Origin of the sequence: Novosphingobium rosa NBRC 15208 (genome assembly GCF_001598555.1) — a bacterium.
Classification (GTDB): Bacteria; Pseudomonadota; Alphaproteobacteria; order Sphingomonadales; family Sphingomonadaceae; genus Novosphingobium; species Novosphingobium rosa.
The window spans coordinates 125586-142095 of record NZ_BCZE01000003.1 but is presented as its reverse complement, the minus strand read 5'-3'; the positions used below and the strand labels follow the sequence as shown (position 1 = coordinate 142095).

Annotated in this window: 11 protein-coding genes; 6 read left to right on the top strand and 5 right to left on the bottom strand. The window is 64.4% G+C overall.

Features of this window, described 5'->3' with window-relative positions; genetic code table 11:
- On the bottom strand, positions 1-218 hold a 218-nt coding region (locus SR3_RS32155), incomplete at its 3' end, for a hypothetical protein (RefSeq protein WP_218018749.1).
- A 204-nt stretch (positions 219-422) separates the two neighbouring features.
- Positions 423-2102, bottom strand: a complete 1680-nt coding sequence (gene ettA, locus SR3_RS01970; RefSeq protein WP_068080096.1) for an energy-dependent translational throttle protein EttA — start codon at positions 2100-2102, stop codon at positions 423-425.
- Between the two features lie 194 nt (positions 2103-2296).
- Here ettA and SR3_RS01965 point away from each other — a divergent pair, with 194 nt between their 5' ends.
- Positions 2297-3655, top strand: a complete 1359-nt coding sequence (locus SR3_RS01965; RefSeq protein ID WP_068080094.1) for a M20/M25/M40 family metallo-hydrolase — start codon at positions 2297-2299, stop codon at positions 3653-3655.
- A gap of 259 nt (positions 3656-3914) precedes the next feature.
- On the opposite strand, the gene SR3_RS01960 is transcribed toward SR3_RS01965, so the two are convergent.
- Positions 3915-5018 carry a hypothetical protein gene (locus SR3_RS01960; RefSeq protein WP_068080092.1) on the bottom strand — a complete coding sequence of 368 codons (1104 nt, stop codon included), beginning with the start codon at positions 5016-5018 and terminating at the stop codon, positions 3915-3917.
- A gap of 534 nt (positions 5019-5552) precedes the next feature.
- Here SR3_RS01960 and SR3_RS01955 point away from each other — a divergent pair.
- Both SR3_RS01955 and SR3_RS01950 read left to right on the top strand, forming a co-directional pair.
- Positions 5553-6374, top strand: coding sequence for a sulfite exporter TauE/SafE family protein (locus SR3_RS01955; protein WP_407668129.1), 822 nt, complete (start codon positions 5553-5555; stop codon positions 6372-6374).
- Between the two features lie 61 nt (positions 6375-6435).
- Positions 6436-7629, top strand: coding sequence for an aminotransferase class I/II-fold pyridoxal phosphate-dependent enzyme (locus SR3_RS01950; protein ID WP_245653710.1), 1194 nt, complete (start codon positions 6436-6438; stop codon positions 7627-7629).
- A gap of 590 nt (positions 7630-8219) precedes the next feature.
- Here SR3_RS01950 and SR3_RS01945 read toward each other — a convergent pair.
- Both SR3_RS01945 and SR3_RS01940 read right to left on the bottom strand, forming a co-directional pair.
- Positions 8220-10889 (bottom strand): TonB-dependent receptor plug domain-containing protein, encoded by a 2670-nt coding sequence (locus SR3_RS01945; protein ID WP_084454837.1) that lies wholly within the window; start codon positions 10887-10889, stop codon positions 8220-8222.
- Positions 10890-10950: 61 nt separating this feature from the next.
- A complete protein-coding gene (locus tag SR3_RS01940) occupies positions 10951-11232 on the bottom strand; it encodes a hypothetical protein (RefSeq protein ID WP_068080088.1) in 282 nt (93 codons plus the stop codon).
- 498 nt (positions 11233-11730) lie between these two features.
- On the opposite strand from SR3_RS01940, the gene SR3_RS01935 reads away from it, so the two are divergent.
- From SR3_RS01935 to SR3_RS01925, 3 genes are all read left to right on the top strand, one after another.
- Entirely contained in the window at positions 11731-13827 is a 2097-nt protein-coding gene (locus SR3_RS01935; RefSeq protein ID WP_068080086.1) for an acyltransferase family protein, read from the top strand.
- 109 nt (positions 13828-13936) lie between these two features.
- Complete coding sequence (locus SR3_RS01930; protein ID WP_084454835.1) at positions 13937-14584, top strand: TetR/AcrR family transcriptional regulator; 648 nt, start codon at positions 13937-13939, stop codon at positions 14582-14584.
- Between the two features lie 656 nt (positions 14585-15240).
- Complete coding sequence (locus SR3_RS01925) at positions 15241-16509, top strand: efflux RND transporter periplasmic adaptor subunit (protein WP_157098581.1); 1269 nt, start codon at positions 15241-15243, stop codon at positions 16507-16509.
- The last annotated feature ends 1 nt before the right edge of the window (position 16510 follow it).

The following is a 16510-nucleotide window of genomic DNA, read 5'->3' as shown; positions in this document are numbered from 1 at the left end:
CCGCCGGGCGCTCCGCCTGCCGGGGCGCCGCCGGGGGCGCCACCGCCATGCGGCGCGCCGCCGCCGGGGTTGCCGCCACCGTGCTGGCCTTGCGGATGTCCGCCGCCGCCACCGGGATGGTCGTCGCGATTCTGGGCCATGGCCGGGGTCGCGATCATTGCGATGCTCGCCATCGCCGCGATTGTTGCAAGATGCGCCGAGCGCCGGTTGTTGCCCATGGTAACCTCATGCTCCCCAGGCGATCCGTGATGGATGCCGCCTTGATCGTTACTTTGTATCAGACACTGGCTGACATCGTGCTGAACCGTTCAGATAGGCTTTTGTTCAGCTTTCTGCTTTTCATGTAAAAACAGCATAGTGGAAAACAAAACCCCCATCGCGCGCGGCGACGGGGGCTTCGTTTCACCGAAATGCTGAAAAGATCAGCGAGTCAGCTTCTTATAGGCCAGCGCGGTGGGGCGGTCAGCCGCATCGCCAAGACGGCGGCGCTTGTCTTCCTCATAGGCTTCGAAGTTGCCCTCGAACCATTCGACATGGCTGTTGCCCTCGAAGGCGAGGATGTGGGTGGCGAGTCGGTCAAGGAAGAAGCGGTCGTGGCTGATGACCACGGCGCAGCCAGCGAAGTTCTCGATGGCTTCTTCCAGGGCGCGCAGGGTTTCCACGTCCAGATCGTTGGTCGGTTCGTCGAGCAGCAGCACGTTGCCGCCCTGCTTGAGCATCTTGGCCATATGGACGCGGTTGCGCTCACCGCCCGACAGCTTGCCGACGTTCTTCTGCTGATCCTGACCCTTGAAGTTGAAGGCGCCGACATAGGCACGCGTGCTCATGTCCTGCTTGTTGACCTTCATATAGTCCAGACCGTCGGAGATTTCCTCCCAGACGTTCTTGCTGGGGTCCAGATGGTCGCGGCTCTGGTCGACATAGCCCAGACGCACGGTCTGGCCGATCTCGATCGTGCCTTCATCGGGCTGCTCCTGACCGGTCAGCAGCTTGAACAGCGTGGACTTGCCCGCGCCGTTCGGCCCGATCACGCCGACGATGCCACCGGGGGGCAGCAGGAAGGAGAGGTTCTCGAACAGCAGCTTGTCGCCATAGGCCTTGGTGATGTTCTTGGCCTCGATCACCTTGCCGCCCAGACGCTCGGGCACCTGGATGACGATCTGGGCCTTGTTGACGATGCGGGTTTCCTGCGATTCAACCAACTGGTCGAAGGCCTTGATACGGGCCTTGCTCTTGGTCTGGCGGCCCTTGGTGCCGGCGCGGATCCACTCCAGCTCGTCCTTGATCGCCTTGGAGCGGCCTTCGTCCTCGCGGCTTTCCTGCTCGAGGCGCTTGGCCTTCTTGTCGAGATAGGTCGAGTAGTTGCCCTCGTAGGGGAAGTACTTTCCGCGATCGAGTTCGAGAATCCATTCCACCACATTGTCGAGGAAGTAACGGTCGTGGGTGATCATCAGCACCGCGCCGTGGTATTCCTTGAGGTGGTTTTCCAGCCAGTTGACCGATTCCGCGTCAAGGTGGTTGGTCGGTTCGTCGAGCAGCAGGATGTCCGGCTTCTGGATCAGCAGGCGGGTCAGCGCGATACGACGTTTTTCACCGCCTGACAGGCTTTCCACCGACCAGTCGCTGGGCGGGCAGCGCAGCGCTTCCATCGCGATTTCCAGCTGGTTGTCGAGCGTCCAGCCATCGACGGCGTCGATCTTGCCCTGCAGATCGCCCATCTCTTCCATCAGGGCGTCGAAATCGACGTCCTCCGGCGGATCGGCCATGATGTTGCTGATCTCGTTGAAGCGGTCGACCAGATCGGCGGTGGCGCGGGCGCCATCCTTCACGTTTTCCAGCACCGACTTGGTGGGATCGAGCTGCGGCTCCTGCGGCAGGTAGCCCACGGTGATGTTCTCGCCGGGCCAGGCCTCGCCGGTGTAATCCTTGTCGATGCCGCCCATAATCTTGATCAGGGTCGACTTACCCGCGCCGTTCGGGCCCACGATGCCGATCTTGGCGCCCTGATAGAACTGCAGGTTGATGTTGCTCAGCACCGGCTTGGCGGCGCCGGGGAAGGTTTTGGTCATGTCCTTCATGACGAAGGCGTATTGGGCGGCCACAGGCGGTCTCCAAAGTCGAATGATGCGCGGAATGATGCGTTTTGAACCGGATTTGCCGCGCTCACTACAGGCTGGCCCGGCCCTTGCCAAGCGGGGCGTGGCATGGCGGGCCGGAAAGTGAGCGCAGCGGGATGGAACGATGGGGTGATCTGCCATCTTGGCAGTGTTCTTGGGCCACGCTAATCCTTGCGCCCATGCGAAACATTCTTTCCTCGCTGGCGCCCATCCTCTGTGTCGCCGCCAGTCTCGCCGCCGCTTCGGCTCCCGTTACCGCGCAGGCTCAGGACGGGAAGGATACGGTGGCCTATCGCATCGTCGCCGACCTCACCAGCGAGGTTGGCCAGCGTCTGGCCGGAACGCCGCGCGAGGCCTATGCGCGCGACTGGGCCGTCAAGCGCCTGACCGCGCTGGGCCTCACCAACCCGCATATCGAACCCTACACCATGCCCGGCTGGGAGCGCGGCGCGGAAAGCGCGATGCTGCTGGGCCCGGCCGAGCAGAAGCTGGCCATCGCCGCCCTCGGCAATTCGGGCGCGACGCCCGCCGGCGGCATCAAGGCGCCGATGGTTTATTTCGCCAGCTATGATGCATTGAAGGCCGCCCCCAATGCCGCCGTGAAGGGCAAGATCGTCTTTATCGACAATGCCATGCGCGCTGCTCAGGACGGCGCGGGCTATGGGCCCTATGGCGCGGCGCGGCGCTCGGGCCCCTCGCTGGCGGCGAGCAAGGGCGCGGCGGCGGTGCTGATCCGCTCGATCGGCACCGACCACAACCGCGATCCGCACACCGGCTTCACCGGCTGGGACAAGGGCGTGGCCCCAATTGCCGCCGCTGCCGTCTCGGCGCCCGACGCCGATCTGATCGCCCTGCGCGCGAAGAAAGGCATGGCCGAGCAGGTCGCCCTGACGCTGACCCCGCGCTTCACCGGCACTGTGCAGTCGGGCAATGTGGTGGCCGAGCTGCCGGGCCGCGATCCCGCGCTGCCGCCCCTTCTGGTGGGCTGCCACCTCGACAGCTGGGATCTGGCCACCGGCGCCATCGATGACGGCGCGGGCTGCGCCATCGTCACCGCCGCGGCGCTTCAGGCGGTGAAGGACGGCCAGTTGCTGCGCACCATCCGCGTGCTCTGGGCCGGCGCGGAGGAGCGCGGCGGCTTCGGCGGCGAGGCCTATGCCAAGGCGCATGCCAAGGAGCCTCACGCGCTTGCGATGGAATCGGATTCGGGCGCGGGCCGCGTGTGGCGCGTGAACATCGCCATGGGCGCTGCCGACAAGGCGCTGGGCGAGGCCATCGCGGCCCGTCTCTCGGACATGGGCGTTGTGCGCGGCGAGAACAAGGCCGAGGGCGGCGAGGATGTCGGCTTTATCGCCGCCGCGCAGAAGACGGCGGTCATCGACATGACGCAGGACATGACCCGCTATTTCGACCTGCACCACACGCCTGACGATACGCTGGACAAGATCGACCCGGCGGAGTTGCAGCAGAACGTCGATACATGGGCGGCGCTGCTGAAGATCGCCGGGAATGCGGCGACGATTGCTCCGCAGGGTTAAGAAGCAAAGGACAAGTGCGAGGGCCATCGCCCTCGCGCTCCCTTTAATGTCTGTGTTGCGCCACGGGTTCGGTCTTGCGCCAAGTTTGCCGCGCCGCAGGCAGGATGTCCAGCGAGGCGCTGTCGGTCATGATCCGATTGCCTGCGGCGCCACAGGCCTGTGCAGGTGGATAGTCTGGGCGCTCCGTTCGTGAGCCACTGCCGTTTCGCCGGAAGACGTAACGGGGGTGCAGGGGACGATGGCCCCCTGCTTTCACCCTTTAAACCCCTTCAACAACCGCTTCATCCGGCGTGTTCCAATAGGTCCACAACCGCCACGCCGCGCGGGGCAGCAGCACATAGCCGATGAAGTACCACGGCAGCATGATCGCGCCCCAATAGAAGGTGTCCGCGCGGGAGAAGAGGGCGATCATCAGCGCATAGCCGAAGACGAGGAGGATGCAGAACCGTCCCTCGCGCCCGCGCAGCGACAGCCAGCCCAGCAGCGGCAGGGAGGCCGTCAGCAGCGCCACGCCAAGGGGCAGGGGTTGCAGCGTGCTGGTGAAGATCACCGCCTTGAGAAAGCCCGAGAAGCCCTGTAGCCCATGCCAGCCCTTGGAGGCGATATCGCCCGGCAGGGCCTGTGCGTTCACCTGGCTGGCGTGCCAGGCCATGAAGGCGCCCCAGACCGCCAGCACGCTGACCCAGCCCGCCACGGCGCGCCATTGCTTCTCGAAGACGGCGAAGGCGAGGGCCAGCAGGGCGAAGGGCAGCACCAGCTCGCGGATGAACAGGCCCAGCGCGATGGGGATCATCGGCAGCCACCATTTGCGCGGCCAGCCGATCCACAGCGCCAGCGCGATGCAGATGCATTGCCCCGCCGGGTACTCCTGAAGGGCCAGGATGTTGGGCTGCATCACCTGCGATCCGCCCGAGCCCAGCGCGCCGAGCAGGGCCAGTCGCTCGATCAGGTGCAGCTTGCCCTCCGTCGCCAGCACCCAGAGAAAGGTGCCGATGAACAGCGCCGCCATGCAGAAATACTGCACCGCCTGCCAGCCGAAGCGTGCGGCGAAGACGACCTCCGTGGGCTGACGCATCGTCATGAAGGGCTTGAGCGGATAGTGGTGGGCCCGGTGCAGGGCCGCCGCCGCCGGATAGTAGTTCTGCCCCTTGGCGACCTGCGCCGCCATATCGTGGTAGAGCTTCACATCGGTGTAGCCGCCCTTTTTGGCGACCTTGATCGGCGGCGGCGTGGCGGTGAGGCACCATGCCGCCAGCGCGGCCACCAGCAGCGCCAGCACCACGGCCAGCACGCGGGCCTTGCGCCGGGGCAGGCGGCCCAAAGCGGGGATATGCGCCGTCAGACCGGCGGGCAGAGACAACATTCCGGATCCTTCTCAAGCTCCCGCGCGTCGCCGTGGGGGAACGGCCCCTTGTTTGCGCTTTGCCGATGCTTTCGCAAGACCCGGTGCGGCATCAGTGGGGGATGGAGCAGGAGTGGATCGGGAAAAGGGCCGGTTCGCCAGCCGCGACTCGCGCAATCAGGTCTCTTGTCACGTCTGCAAAGGTTTTGCGGCAAGGCGACAGGCCTGTGCGTCAGGCGTAGGGATATATAATCACATCAAATTGATTTCAGGCCATAAATCCGCCTGCCTCGGGGAGGCTTCCGAATGGATTGCTGCGTGGGGAGGCCAGTCAGTGTCCGAAAACTGTCATGCGGGCAGGACTTCTTCTCACAATGCGCAAGCCGAGGTGAAATTCAAGTGGGTAAATCACTTCTGTCGCCAAAAAGCTGTCAGGCGCAAACAAACTCCTGACAGGGACGAATGGCACGGCTTTGACCGGCGCGATGGTGAACTCGCCCACAAAGCAGCTGACCGGACGCTCTAAAACAAGGGGTCAGAATTTTGACGCAAGAGATGAGTATGTGGCTGGTGCCTGCATTGGCAATGCTGGCAGCCGGTCTTGTCGCAGGCTTCGCCGCCGGTATTTTCGGTATTGGCGGCGGCTTCGTTGTGGTTCCTGCGCTGATGCTGGTGCTGCCCCTGCTGGGTGGCGACAAGCACCAGCTGGCCCATGTCGCCATCGGCACATCGGCGGCCACCATCATCATCACCTCGCTTCGTTCGCTCAGGGCGCATGCGAAACGTGGCGCGGTCGAGTTCGAGATTTTGAAGACATGGGCGCCGTGGCTGGTCATCGGCGATACCGTCGGCGTGCTGCTGGCGGGCAAGGTCGATGGCCATGTGCTGCTGATGATCTTCGCCATCGGCGTGGCCCTGATGGCCGTGATGTTCCTGCTGCCCAAGCTGGCCGACCACAAGCTGAGCGACAACATGCCCAGCCTGGCGCCCCGCATGGCGATCGCTGGCGGTCTGGGCACCTTCTCGGCGCTGCTGGGCATCGGTGGCGGCACCATCGCCATCATGGTCATGACGCTGAGCGGCCGCACCATCCACCGCGCCATCGCCACGGCCGCCGGCATCGGCGTGCTGATCGCCATCCCCAGCGCCATCGGCTTCGCCATCATCGGCCTGCGTGAAACGGGCTTGCCCTATGGTTCGCTCGGCTTCGTCAACATCCCCGCCGTGATCGCCATTTCCTGCATGTCGATCATCTCCGCGCCTTATGGCGTGGCTGCGGCTCACAGCCTGCCCGCTGCGCCGCTGCGCAAGATTTTCGGGATCTATCTGCTGGTGGTTTCGGCCATCATGTTCAAGAATGCGATGAAGATGATGTGATAGTAACGGGGGCCGCAAGGCCCCCGTTTTCGTTGAAGCAAAAAGAAGACATGAGGGCACCATGACCATGCAACTGGACAGCCAGAGCATCGATACTCTTTCCGCCGAGGCACAGGACGACCTGCTCTCGCGCGGGTTCAACCGCCGCGATCTGGCGCGCATCGCCGCCGTTTTCGGCACCGGCGCGGCGATGGTCGCCGCCAGCGGCACCCCCGCCTGGGCCTCGGGCGGCGTGCCCGATCCGGCGCCGACGGCCAAGACGCGCATCGGCGCCAATGAATGCTGGACCGGGCCGCTGATGCCCGGCCAGGCCGCCGCCGCCAAGATGATCAGCCAGTCGAACCGCTATTCGCCCCATGACGAGCGCGGCGATTTCATCAAGGCCGTGATGCAGGTCGAGGGTGTGCCCTATGACCATGTCGCGCCCTGGCCCGGTTCGTCGGACCCGCTGTGCCGCAGCGTCATCACCTTCTGCTCGCCCACCAAGGGGCTGGTCACCGCCGATCCCACCTTCGAGCTGGCCGGTCGCACCGCCCAGTGGCTGGGCGCGCCGGTGAAGGCCGTGCCGCTGCTGCCCGATATGCGCCATGACGTGAAGGGCATGCTGGCCGCCAATCCCAACGCCGGGCTCTATTATGTCTGCACGCCCAACAACCCCACCGGCACGATCACCCCGATCGCCGACATCGAGTGGCTGCTGCAGAACAAGCCCGCCGGTTCGATGGTGCTGGTCGACGAGGCCTACACGCATTTCGCGGGCGTGCCTGTCGCTTCCAAGCTGATCATGAAGTATCCCGATCTGATCGTGATGCGCACCTTCTCGAAGATCTTCGGCATGGCCGGGATGCGCATGGGCTTCATCATGACCCAGCCCGACAACATCGCCAAGATGATGCGCTATGACGGCGGCATGCAGTCCGGCGCCCTGCCGCTGCCTTCGCTGGTCTGCGCCACGGCCAGCCTGCTCGACACGGCTGGCATCGCCAAGCGCAAGGCCGAGATGGAAGTGGCCCGCGCCTATGCGCTGGACGCGCTGAAGAAGAAGGGCATCAAGACGATGCCGACGCAGGCCAACATGTTCATGGTCGAGTGGGGCAACAAGACGGCCAAGGAGATGCAGGCCAAGTTCCGCACGCAAAGCGTGGAGATCGGCCGCAACTGGCCGATCTGGCCCAATGTGTCGCGCATCACCGTGGGCTCGATGGACGATATGAAGAACTTCGTGCTGGCGCTGGACAAGGTGTGGGTCGCCTGACGTGACCTGATCCTCACGCTGTTGCCGATGAGGGCCGCTTCCTTCGGGAAGCGGCCCTTTTTGTATGGGGATTAGGGAAGGGGCAGGGAAAAGAAGAAGGGGGAAGCCTTTTCGTTGGCCTTATGCCTCAAAAGACATGCTCCGTGCCCTCGCGCTCCCGGGGTGCTGCCAGCGTAGCGTGACGTAGCAGGCTTAAGGAAGGGCTTGGCGTTGCAGCTGTGGCCTCCCGGCAAGTCTCGCAGCATATTCGGTACGGGCTTTTGGCTTTTGCTGACCAGCCAGCCACTGACGTTGGAAGTCTTTGGCCACCACGCCGCGCCGCAGGCAGCCTGATCATCGGGGGCTATCGAGAGGCGCCGGGTTCTCCCGCCAGAGGCGCCCTATGCTGCGCAGGTGGAGAGGTGAAGCACAAGGGTCAGGAACCACCGCCTGTGCGCCGGAAGACGGCATGGGAGCGCGAGGGGGTAACCCCCTCGCATCTTCTCTCCTCACTTAAATCCCTTCAACAACCTCCCGAACGCACAAAAAAGAACGCCGCCGGTTTCCCGACGGCGTTCCCTCCCTCATGGATGATGTTTGAGGTTAGAGGCTTACCACTTCACGGTCACGCGGCCATAGTAGGATCCGCCGTTGATGCCGTAGGGCGAGAAGGACGGATACTGCGTGACGTAGCTGTTCGAACCGCCAGCCAGATAGCCCGCGCGGATCGCTTCATAGCTGATCTTGGTGGGGTAGTGGTTGGTCAGGTTGTTGGCGCCCACGGCCAGCTTCACGTTCTTGAACAGGTCGTAGTCCAGTTCCAGATCGGTGATGAAGGCGGCCTTGATGTGCTCGCGGAAGTCCGCGCCCGAGGTTGCGGTCGTCAGCAGGGCCGAGGCCGAGTAGAAGCTCTCGCGCAGGTTGGCGCTAAACTTGCCCATCTTCCAGAAGCCGCCCAGCGTGGCGCGGAACTTCGGCGTGGTATCCTGCAGGTTCGAGACGTCATAGCGCGAGATCAGCGCCGAGGCGGTGGGGTTGGTGGTGCTGGTGTAGAGCGCCGAAGGCAGCGAGGCGATCTTGAGCACCTTGTTGTCATTGTAGTTGGCCGACAGCGACCAGTCGACCCGGCCCAGGCCGCCAGGCAGCTCGGTGGGGTAGGTGGCCATGAAGTCGATGCCGCGGGTGCGCATGTTCACGCCGTTGGCAAAGGTCTGGACGGCGACCGAACCCGAGGTGTTGAAGCCGCCGGTGCCGGTGTTGGTCTGGATGTAGCTGGGGATTGAGCCGCCCAGCGCGGTGGCAACCGCGTTATACACCGCCGACTGGTTGTAGAGGTTGTAGAGATCCTGGCTGTAGGTGGCGACGCAGCCCGGCAGATTGGGGCTGGTGCCAGCGGCGTTGTAGTTGGTCGAGGGGCAGTAGCTGCCACGGAAACCATAGAAGCTGGACGAGATGATGATGCGGTTGCGGACCGTCGTCTGATAGGCGTCGATGGTGATGGTCAGCTTGGGCAGCGGGTTGAGCACGAGGCCGGCGCTGAAGCTGGTCGACTTTTCAGGCTTCAGATTGGTGAAGCCCAGCGACTGGGCCGCCGCCGAATTGGCCTGAAGCACGCCCGAGACCGAGCTGGGCCCCACGTTGATGCCCGAATAGTAGGATTCGGCCAGGGTGGGAGCGCGGAAGCCGGTCGACACCGTGCCGCGGATGGCGACAGCGGGGGTGAAGTCGTAACGGCTGGTCAGCTTGAAGACGGTGGTGTCGCCAAAGTCGCTGAAGTGCTCGTGGCGGACCGCGCCATCGACCAGCCACTTGTCGATCGGCTTGATGCTCAGATCGAGGTACTGGGCGAAGTTGCGGCGGCTGTGATAGCTGGCGTTGGTCGGGCCATAGCCGAAGAAGGACTGGGCGCCGCCACCGTAGTAGGAGGCAGGATCGCCAGCCTTGATCTGGTAGCTTTCACGGCGATATTCCAGACCCGCCGCGATGTTGAGCGGGCCGGCCAGACCCACATCCAGGGCGTGCGTCAGGTCGAGGGTGGTGTCCCACATGGTGGTGGCGAAATCGCCGTTGTGGAACTGGGTGGGGGTGAAGCCGGTGGCCTTGTAGAGTTCGGCGTTGGCCGAATCCTGCGTGTTGACACCGATCTGGTCCTTGGAGAACTGGGTGGACAGATCGAAGTGCGTGTCGCTGATCGCGCCCTTGAAGCCGCCGGTGACCTGATAGTCGGTCTCGTCGATCATTTCGAGCGGCGAGAAGCCGGTGGAGAACAGCGGCGTGCCATTGGCGATCAGGCCGCCGCTGGTGCCGATGTTGGGCGTGTTGGTGCCAGCCACCACCTGCGCTGGGGTGCGGTAGTTTTCGAAAGCGCGGGCGATCTTCTTGCCGTAGCTGCCGAAGCTGTAGACCTCGAAGGCATCCCATTCATAGCCGGCATTGTAGCTGACCACGGTCTGCTTGACCTCGGGATCGCCCGAGATGCGGTTGACGTAGGGATAGTTGGCGGCGGTGGAGAGTGCCGGATATTTGGCGAGGTTGCCCGCGCCGGTGGCGTTGGAGTTGACCACGCGGGGGTCCACATCGCCACGGAAGCTATGGGCCTTGTACTTGGTCTCGGCGGTGATGTTCAGATACATCCCCTCGACCGGCTCGATGCCGATGTTCCCCGAAATGTCGTAGTTGCCGCCGCCCTGATCCATATAGTGGCCGCCGGTGACGTTCAGCACGCCGCCATGGTTGCTCTTCTTCTGGATGAAGTTGACGACGCCCGCGATGGCGTCCGTGCCGTATTGCGCGGCCGCGCCATCGGTCAGCACTTCGACGTGATCGACCGAGTCCGACAGGATGTAGCTGGTGTCAGGCGCGGCGCCACCGCCGAAGGGGCCGCCCGAAACGTTGAGGTTGGCGGTGCCGTGGCGGCGCTTGCCGTTGACGAGGATCAGCGTGTGGTTGGGCGAAAGACCGCGCAGCTTCATGGCGGGGCTGAGCGCGGCAAGATCGCTGCCGAAGCCCTGCGCCTGAATCTGGGGCAGGTTCTGCGCCAGGCTCTGGATCATGTCGGGCGAGCCGGTGCGCTTGAGCATGTCATTGCCCAGAATCTGGATCGGCGCCGGGCTGTCGGCGGCCTTCATGCCGGTGGTGCGCGTGCCGGTCACGATGATCGCGCCGCCATCCTGATCGTCCGCAGCGGCGGCGGCCGGTGCGGGCGCGGGTGCTGCCATGGCCGGCAGAGCGTAGGCTCCGGCGATCACCAGTGCCAGCATCGAAGTCGTCGTCTTTTTCATAAAGCCCCCTTTTCTTTGCGAAATAGAGCGCTTCCAGTCATCCTCGTGTCGTCGCGATCCGTCAGTGTGCCCGCAGCTTGCGCAGGGCCGGGAAGGGCCGATGCGCTCCATGTGGAGCCACCTTTTTGTCTTGCGTTTCATTGGCGCCACGCGCTTCGTTCAAGGGCGCGCCAGACGGCGCGGCCTGCAACGGGCTTGCGGCAAATCGGCAAAAGGCGGGGGGAGTGAAGTCAAGGAGCGCCACCTGCGCTGAAACGGTGGAGAGCGTGGAAAGAACATCCATCGCATCCATCCGCATCGGGCGAAGGATTATTGGCAAGCCGGGCCCTTCGGCGCCGACCATATCATATGGCGACCCTTGTTGTTGCAATGCTGTACACTCGTCCCTGAACTCTTGTGCATCATGCCCTTGAGGGTGATGCATTCGACTGACCTTTGATGGTGAGAAGAAGCCATGAAATGCGGGGCGGGGGCATGGGGCATTTTACCACTATGGGAAAACTTGTGTGTTTTACTGGCAACAGTCAGGTTTTTATGTGGTTTTTAGGGTCTTTGCTGCGACGCGCTTACCGCACTGATATGGTGGCCAAGTTTTTCCCTTCGGCGATACTCTGTCAGCCCCTGAAGATGGCCGAAGCGGCGGGCGCTGTTTCTTGTCTTTCCCGCGCCGGGACAGGTTTTTCATAACGAAACCGATAGGCGGTGGTCCATGTGCGCCGTTTCCGGGCGTTGGGCGGCGCTGTTGCGCTGCGATCCGTCATGGTTGTCTGCTTACGAAACGCTTTGCCAAGCAGGCTCGTCAGCCTTATCGCGCCGCTTCCGCTTTGAACCAGGACGCACGATGACCACCCCGCATGTTCCCGCCCGCTATCGCCCGGATATCGACGGGCTGCGTACGGTGGCGGTGGGATCGGTGATCGTCTTCCATGCCTTTGCCCGTCAGCATTTCGGCGGCTTTGTCGGCGTGGACATCTTTTTCGTGATTTCCGGCTATCTGATCAGCGGCATTCTGCTGCGCGAACTGGATGAGGGCCGCTTCAGCTTCCTGCGCTTTTATGCGCGGCGCGTGCGGCGCATCTATCCGGCCTTGCTGGTGGTGATGGCTTCGGTGCTGGGCTTCGGCTGGCTGGAAATGTTCGATGCCGATTTCCACCGGCTGGCTTTGCATGTCGCGGGCAGCGCGGGCTTTATCGTCAACCTCGTCCTCTATCGCGAGGCGGGCTATTTCGACACCGCCTCCGATGCCAAGCCGCTGCTTCACCTGTGGAGCCTTGGCGTCGAGGAGCAGTTCTACATCCTCTGGCCGGTGCTGCTGCTGATTGCGCATCGTATTGGCCGAAAGCTGGGTGTTGGCCGAAAGCTGGGCGGGGGCGTGGTGTGGGGCGTGCTGGCGGCGCTGATGCTGGCCAGCTTTATCCATGCGGTGCTGCTGATGCGGCACGATATCTCCGCCGCCTTCTATTGGCCCACCGCGCGCGGCTGGGAATTGCTGGCGGGCGCCGCGCTGGCTCTGGCCCATGCGCGCGGGGCTGCGCCTCAGCCCCGCCCGGCTATCGCCGCTGCTCTGGGCGTGGCGGGGGCCGGGCTGATTGCGGGCAGCCTGATCTTCGTCACCGCCGACAAGCCTTTTCCCGGCTGGAACGCGCTGCCCGCCGTGGCGGGCGCGGTGCTGCTGATCGCGGCGGGGCCGGGGGGCTGGGTCAACCGCTGGCTGCTGGGCCTGTGGCCGATGCGCTGGCTGGGGCAGATCAGCTATCCGCTCTATCTCTGGCACTGGCCGCTGCTGGCCTATGCCGCCATCGCCGGTTTCGACAGCATCACCGCCCGCGCCGTCGCCATGGTCGCCGCCGTGCTGCTGGCATGGCTGACGATGCAACTGGTGGAAGAGCCGCTGCGCTTCGGCGCGCGTCCGGGCGCGAAGCTATGGGGCCTGATCGCGGGGATGACGGCGCTGGGTCTGTTCGGCCTGTGGGCTTGGGGTGGATGGGGGCACAAGCCGCTGCCTTCCTACACCGCCGATCGCACCGCCGCTTTCGCGCATCAGCTCAACTGGCAGACGCCGGTGGGCAGCGCCGAGCAGAAAGCCGCCTGTTACCGCCTGATGCCCGGGCGCGTTGGCATGGCGCATCCCGTGCAGAACGACTTCTGTTACCTGCTGCATGACGGCAAGCCCGATGTGGCGATGATCGGCGACTCGCTCAACCTCAGCCTGTTTCCGGGCATGGCGCATGTCACCAGGCACAATCTGCTGCTCGCCTCGGCCAGCGAGGCCGCGCCCTTCTACGATTCCCGCACCACCGACCTGCCCGACCGCAGCCGGCTGGGCAATTACCGCCTGACCAATCAGGCGCTGAATTTCGCCATCGCCTCGCGCTCGATCCGGGTGGTGCTGCTCTCCTATCTCAATGCCGACCGTCTGTTCACGCCGAGTTCGGGCCATTACATTCAGGACATGCGCGGCAAGGAGGACACCGACGTCAACGATGGCGAGCATGTCGAGGTCGCCGCCAATCCCGCCGTCGATGGCCCGGCCACGATGGAGGCCGCCATGCGCCGCACGCTGGGCCGGCTGAGGCAGGCGCATAAGCAGGTCATCGTGATCTTCCCCAACCGCCGCATGAGCTTCAACCCGGCCAGCTGCCTTGATCGGCTGCGGCCCGTCCATGCCGCCACCGTCAATGATCTGTGCGCCGTCTCCGACCATGACGAGAGCGCCCTTCGCCGTCAGGCCTATGTCACGCGGGTGGAGAAGATCGTGCAGGCCTATCCCAATGTGACGGTCTTCGATGCCTCGGCCCCGCTGTGCGAGGGCGGCTTGTGCTATGCCCTGCGGGGCGGGCATATGCTCTATCGGGACGATCTGCATGTCTCGGAGGAAGGCGCCGCGCTGATCGCGCCCGGGCTGGAGCAGGCGATTGACGCAGCCATGAAGCGTTAAGCTGATTGGCCTTAGAACGGGAGAGCGCTAACCCAAAGGGCAGGACCAAAGCCGTATGGGTTAAAGCGCACTGGACGATTCGCAGCATAGGGACTATATACCGCTCGGTATGGAAAGCATCGAAGACAGCATCGACGATAGGGTCGTGACGATCGAGCCGGTTGCTCCCACCCGTGGGCGGCCGCGCCAGTTCTGCCCTGATGAGGCGCTGACAGCGGCCCTTCAGGTGTTCTGGGCGCGCGGTTATGAAGGCGCCTCGATGGCCGAGCTGACCGAGGCGATGGGCATCACCAAGCCCAGCCTTTATGCCTGTTTCGGCAACAAGGAAGCGCTGTTTTACAAGGCGCTGGACCTCTACGAGCGTGACAAGCTGGCCTATGTGCAAAAGGCGCTGATGGCGCCCACCGCCAAGGGCGTGGCTGAGCAATTCCTGCGCGGCGCGCTGGCGTTGCAGACCGGCACCACCGATCCGCGCTGCTGCCTTGGCGTGATCAGCACGGTGGCCTGCACGACTCAGGCCGACTCGATCAAGCACGATGTGATGGCGCGCCAGGAATCCTCCAGCCGGGCGATCCTGGAACGCTTCGAGCGCGCCAAGGCCGAGGGCGACCTGCCCGAAGACATCGAGCCCAAGGCCTTGCAATGCTATCTCTCGGCCGTGATGCAGGGCATGGGCGTGCAGGCCAGCGCGGGCGCCTGTCCGGAGCAGATGGCGCAGCTGGTCGAGACCACGCTGGCGCTCTGGCCGGGGCGTTAAAAGGCGACTCACCCAAAGTCTGATGGATGACCGGGCGCCCCCGGTTGCGATGCAGCATAGCTTTCACCATCCTGTCATCCGCCGTTGATAGAATGCCGGGAAGGGCAGCACCGCTCTTCGCGGGGCAAGAGCCCCTATTTTACGCCGCTTCTGAACCCCGGCTGAAAAAATTACCAAGCGGTATATAAATCCGGTTGACGGTTGCGGCGCAGCATTCTATACCGCTTGGTATTGAAGGCGTCGAGGCCCAGTCCCCCCGCTGAAGTGCAGGACCATCCCCCCGTCCCGTCCTGCCGCCTCGACGCCTTCATGTCCGCAACGCCATGCAGGATGGTGTTGCGCGCGGTCACTCCTGCGCAGCCTTGTCACCCATAGGGGCTGCGTCGTGAGAAAGGCCGATACCGGTTCTCGTCCGGCGGCGCGCCAGTCCCCCCGAATGCGCCCCTCCGGACGGGGGCCGGTTCAAAACAGAGTTCCCAGCTCGGCTGTCGGCATCGTGCCGGTGGCGCTGCGCCCGCCCGTGCCTTGTTGCGCGAGAGCGGGCGCTGGCGTCCCTGCGCGTGTGGCGCAGCCCTTCAACGCAACAGGCCTTCAACGCCGCCTTCTTTCTCGATCCGACCGATTACCGATCCGACACAAACGCCGGAGTTCCCCCCATGGATATGCAAACCACCCTCAAGACTCGCGCCGAAGCCGAGGCGGCGGCGCAGGCCCGCGCGCCCCGCACCTTTTCCACCCGCAATCTGGCGATCGGCGCCATGGCGCTGGCCTTTGTCGCCGGCATCGGCTGGCAGGCGCTGCACCGCCCGGCGCAGGCCACCGTTGCGCCCGAAGTGATGCTCGGCGTGGCCGCGCCGCTCGCCAGCCAGGTGGTGCAGTGGGACGATTATGTCGGCCGCTTCGCCCCCAGCCAGAGCGTCGAGGTGCGCCCGCGCGTTGCCGGGCAGATCACCGCGCTTCACTTCCATGACGGCGATCTGGTGCAGAAGGGCCAGCTGCTCTTCACCATCGACCAGCGTCCCTATCAGGCCGCTCTGGCCGAAGCGCAGGCCAATGTCGCCAGCGCGGCCAGCGCCCTTGCGCTGGCCAAATCCGATTATGCCCGCGTCGGCCGCTTGACGGGCGACGAAGCCGTGTCGGCCGGAGAGGTCGACAGCCTGCGTTCGCGCATGCAGTCCGCCGCCGCCGCGCTGGCCGCCGCTCAGGCCCGCGCCCGCCAGCGCGCGCTGGATATGGAATGGACCCAGGTGCGCGCGCCGATCTCGGGCCGCATTTCGGATCGCCGCGTCGATGTCGGCAATCTGGTCGCGGCGGGTGAGGGGGCCAATGCCTCGCTGCTCACCACGATCAATGCGCTCAACCCGATCTACTACACCTTCGATTCCTCCGAAGCCCTGTATCTCAAGGCCCAGCGTGACCGCGCCCAGAACGGCAAGGCGCCCGAGGTGGAGATCAAGCTGCAGGACGAATCCGGCTACAACTGGAAGGGCCATCTGGACTTCACCGACAACGGGCTCGACCCGCATTCGGGCACGATCCGTGGCCGCGCCATCATCGACAACCCCAAGCTGTTCCTGGCACCCGGCATGTTCGGCAACATGCGTCTTTCGGACGGCGGCACGGTGCAGGCGCTGATGGTGCCTGACGAGGCGATCCAGTCCGATCAGGCCCGCAAGACGGTGCTGGTCGTCGGCAAGGACGGCATTGTCGCCGCCAAGCCGGTGGAGCTGGGCCCGGTCGTGCGCGGTCTGCGCATCATCCGCGGCGGGCTGCTGCCTACCGATCAGGTGGTCGTGACCAACTTCCAGGCCGCGATGCCCGGAGCCAAGGTCTCGGTCCACAATGAGCCCATCAAACCCGCGCCCGTGGCCACAGATCCCGGCATCTCGGCGCCCGTGGCGGCTCAAGCCACGCTGGCCCACTAAA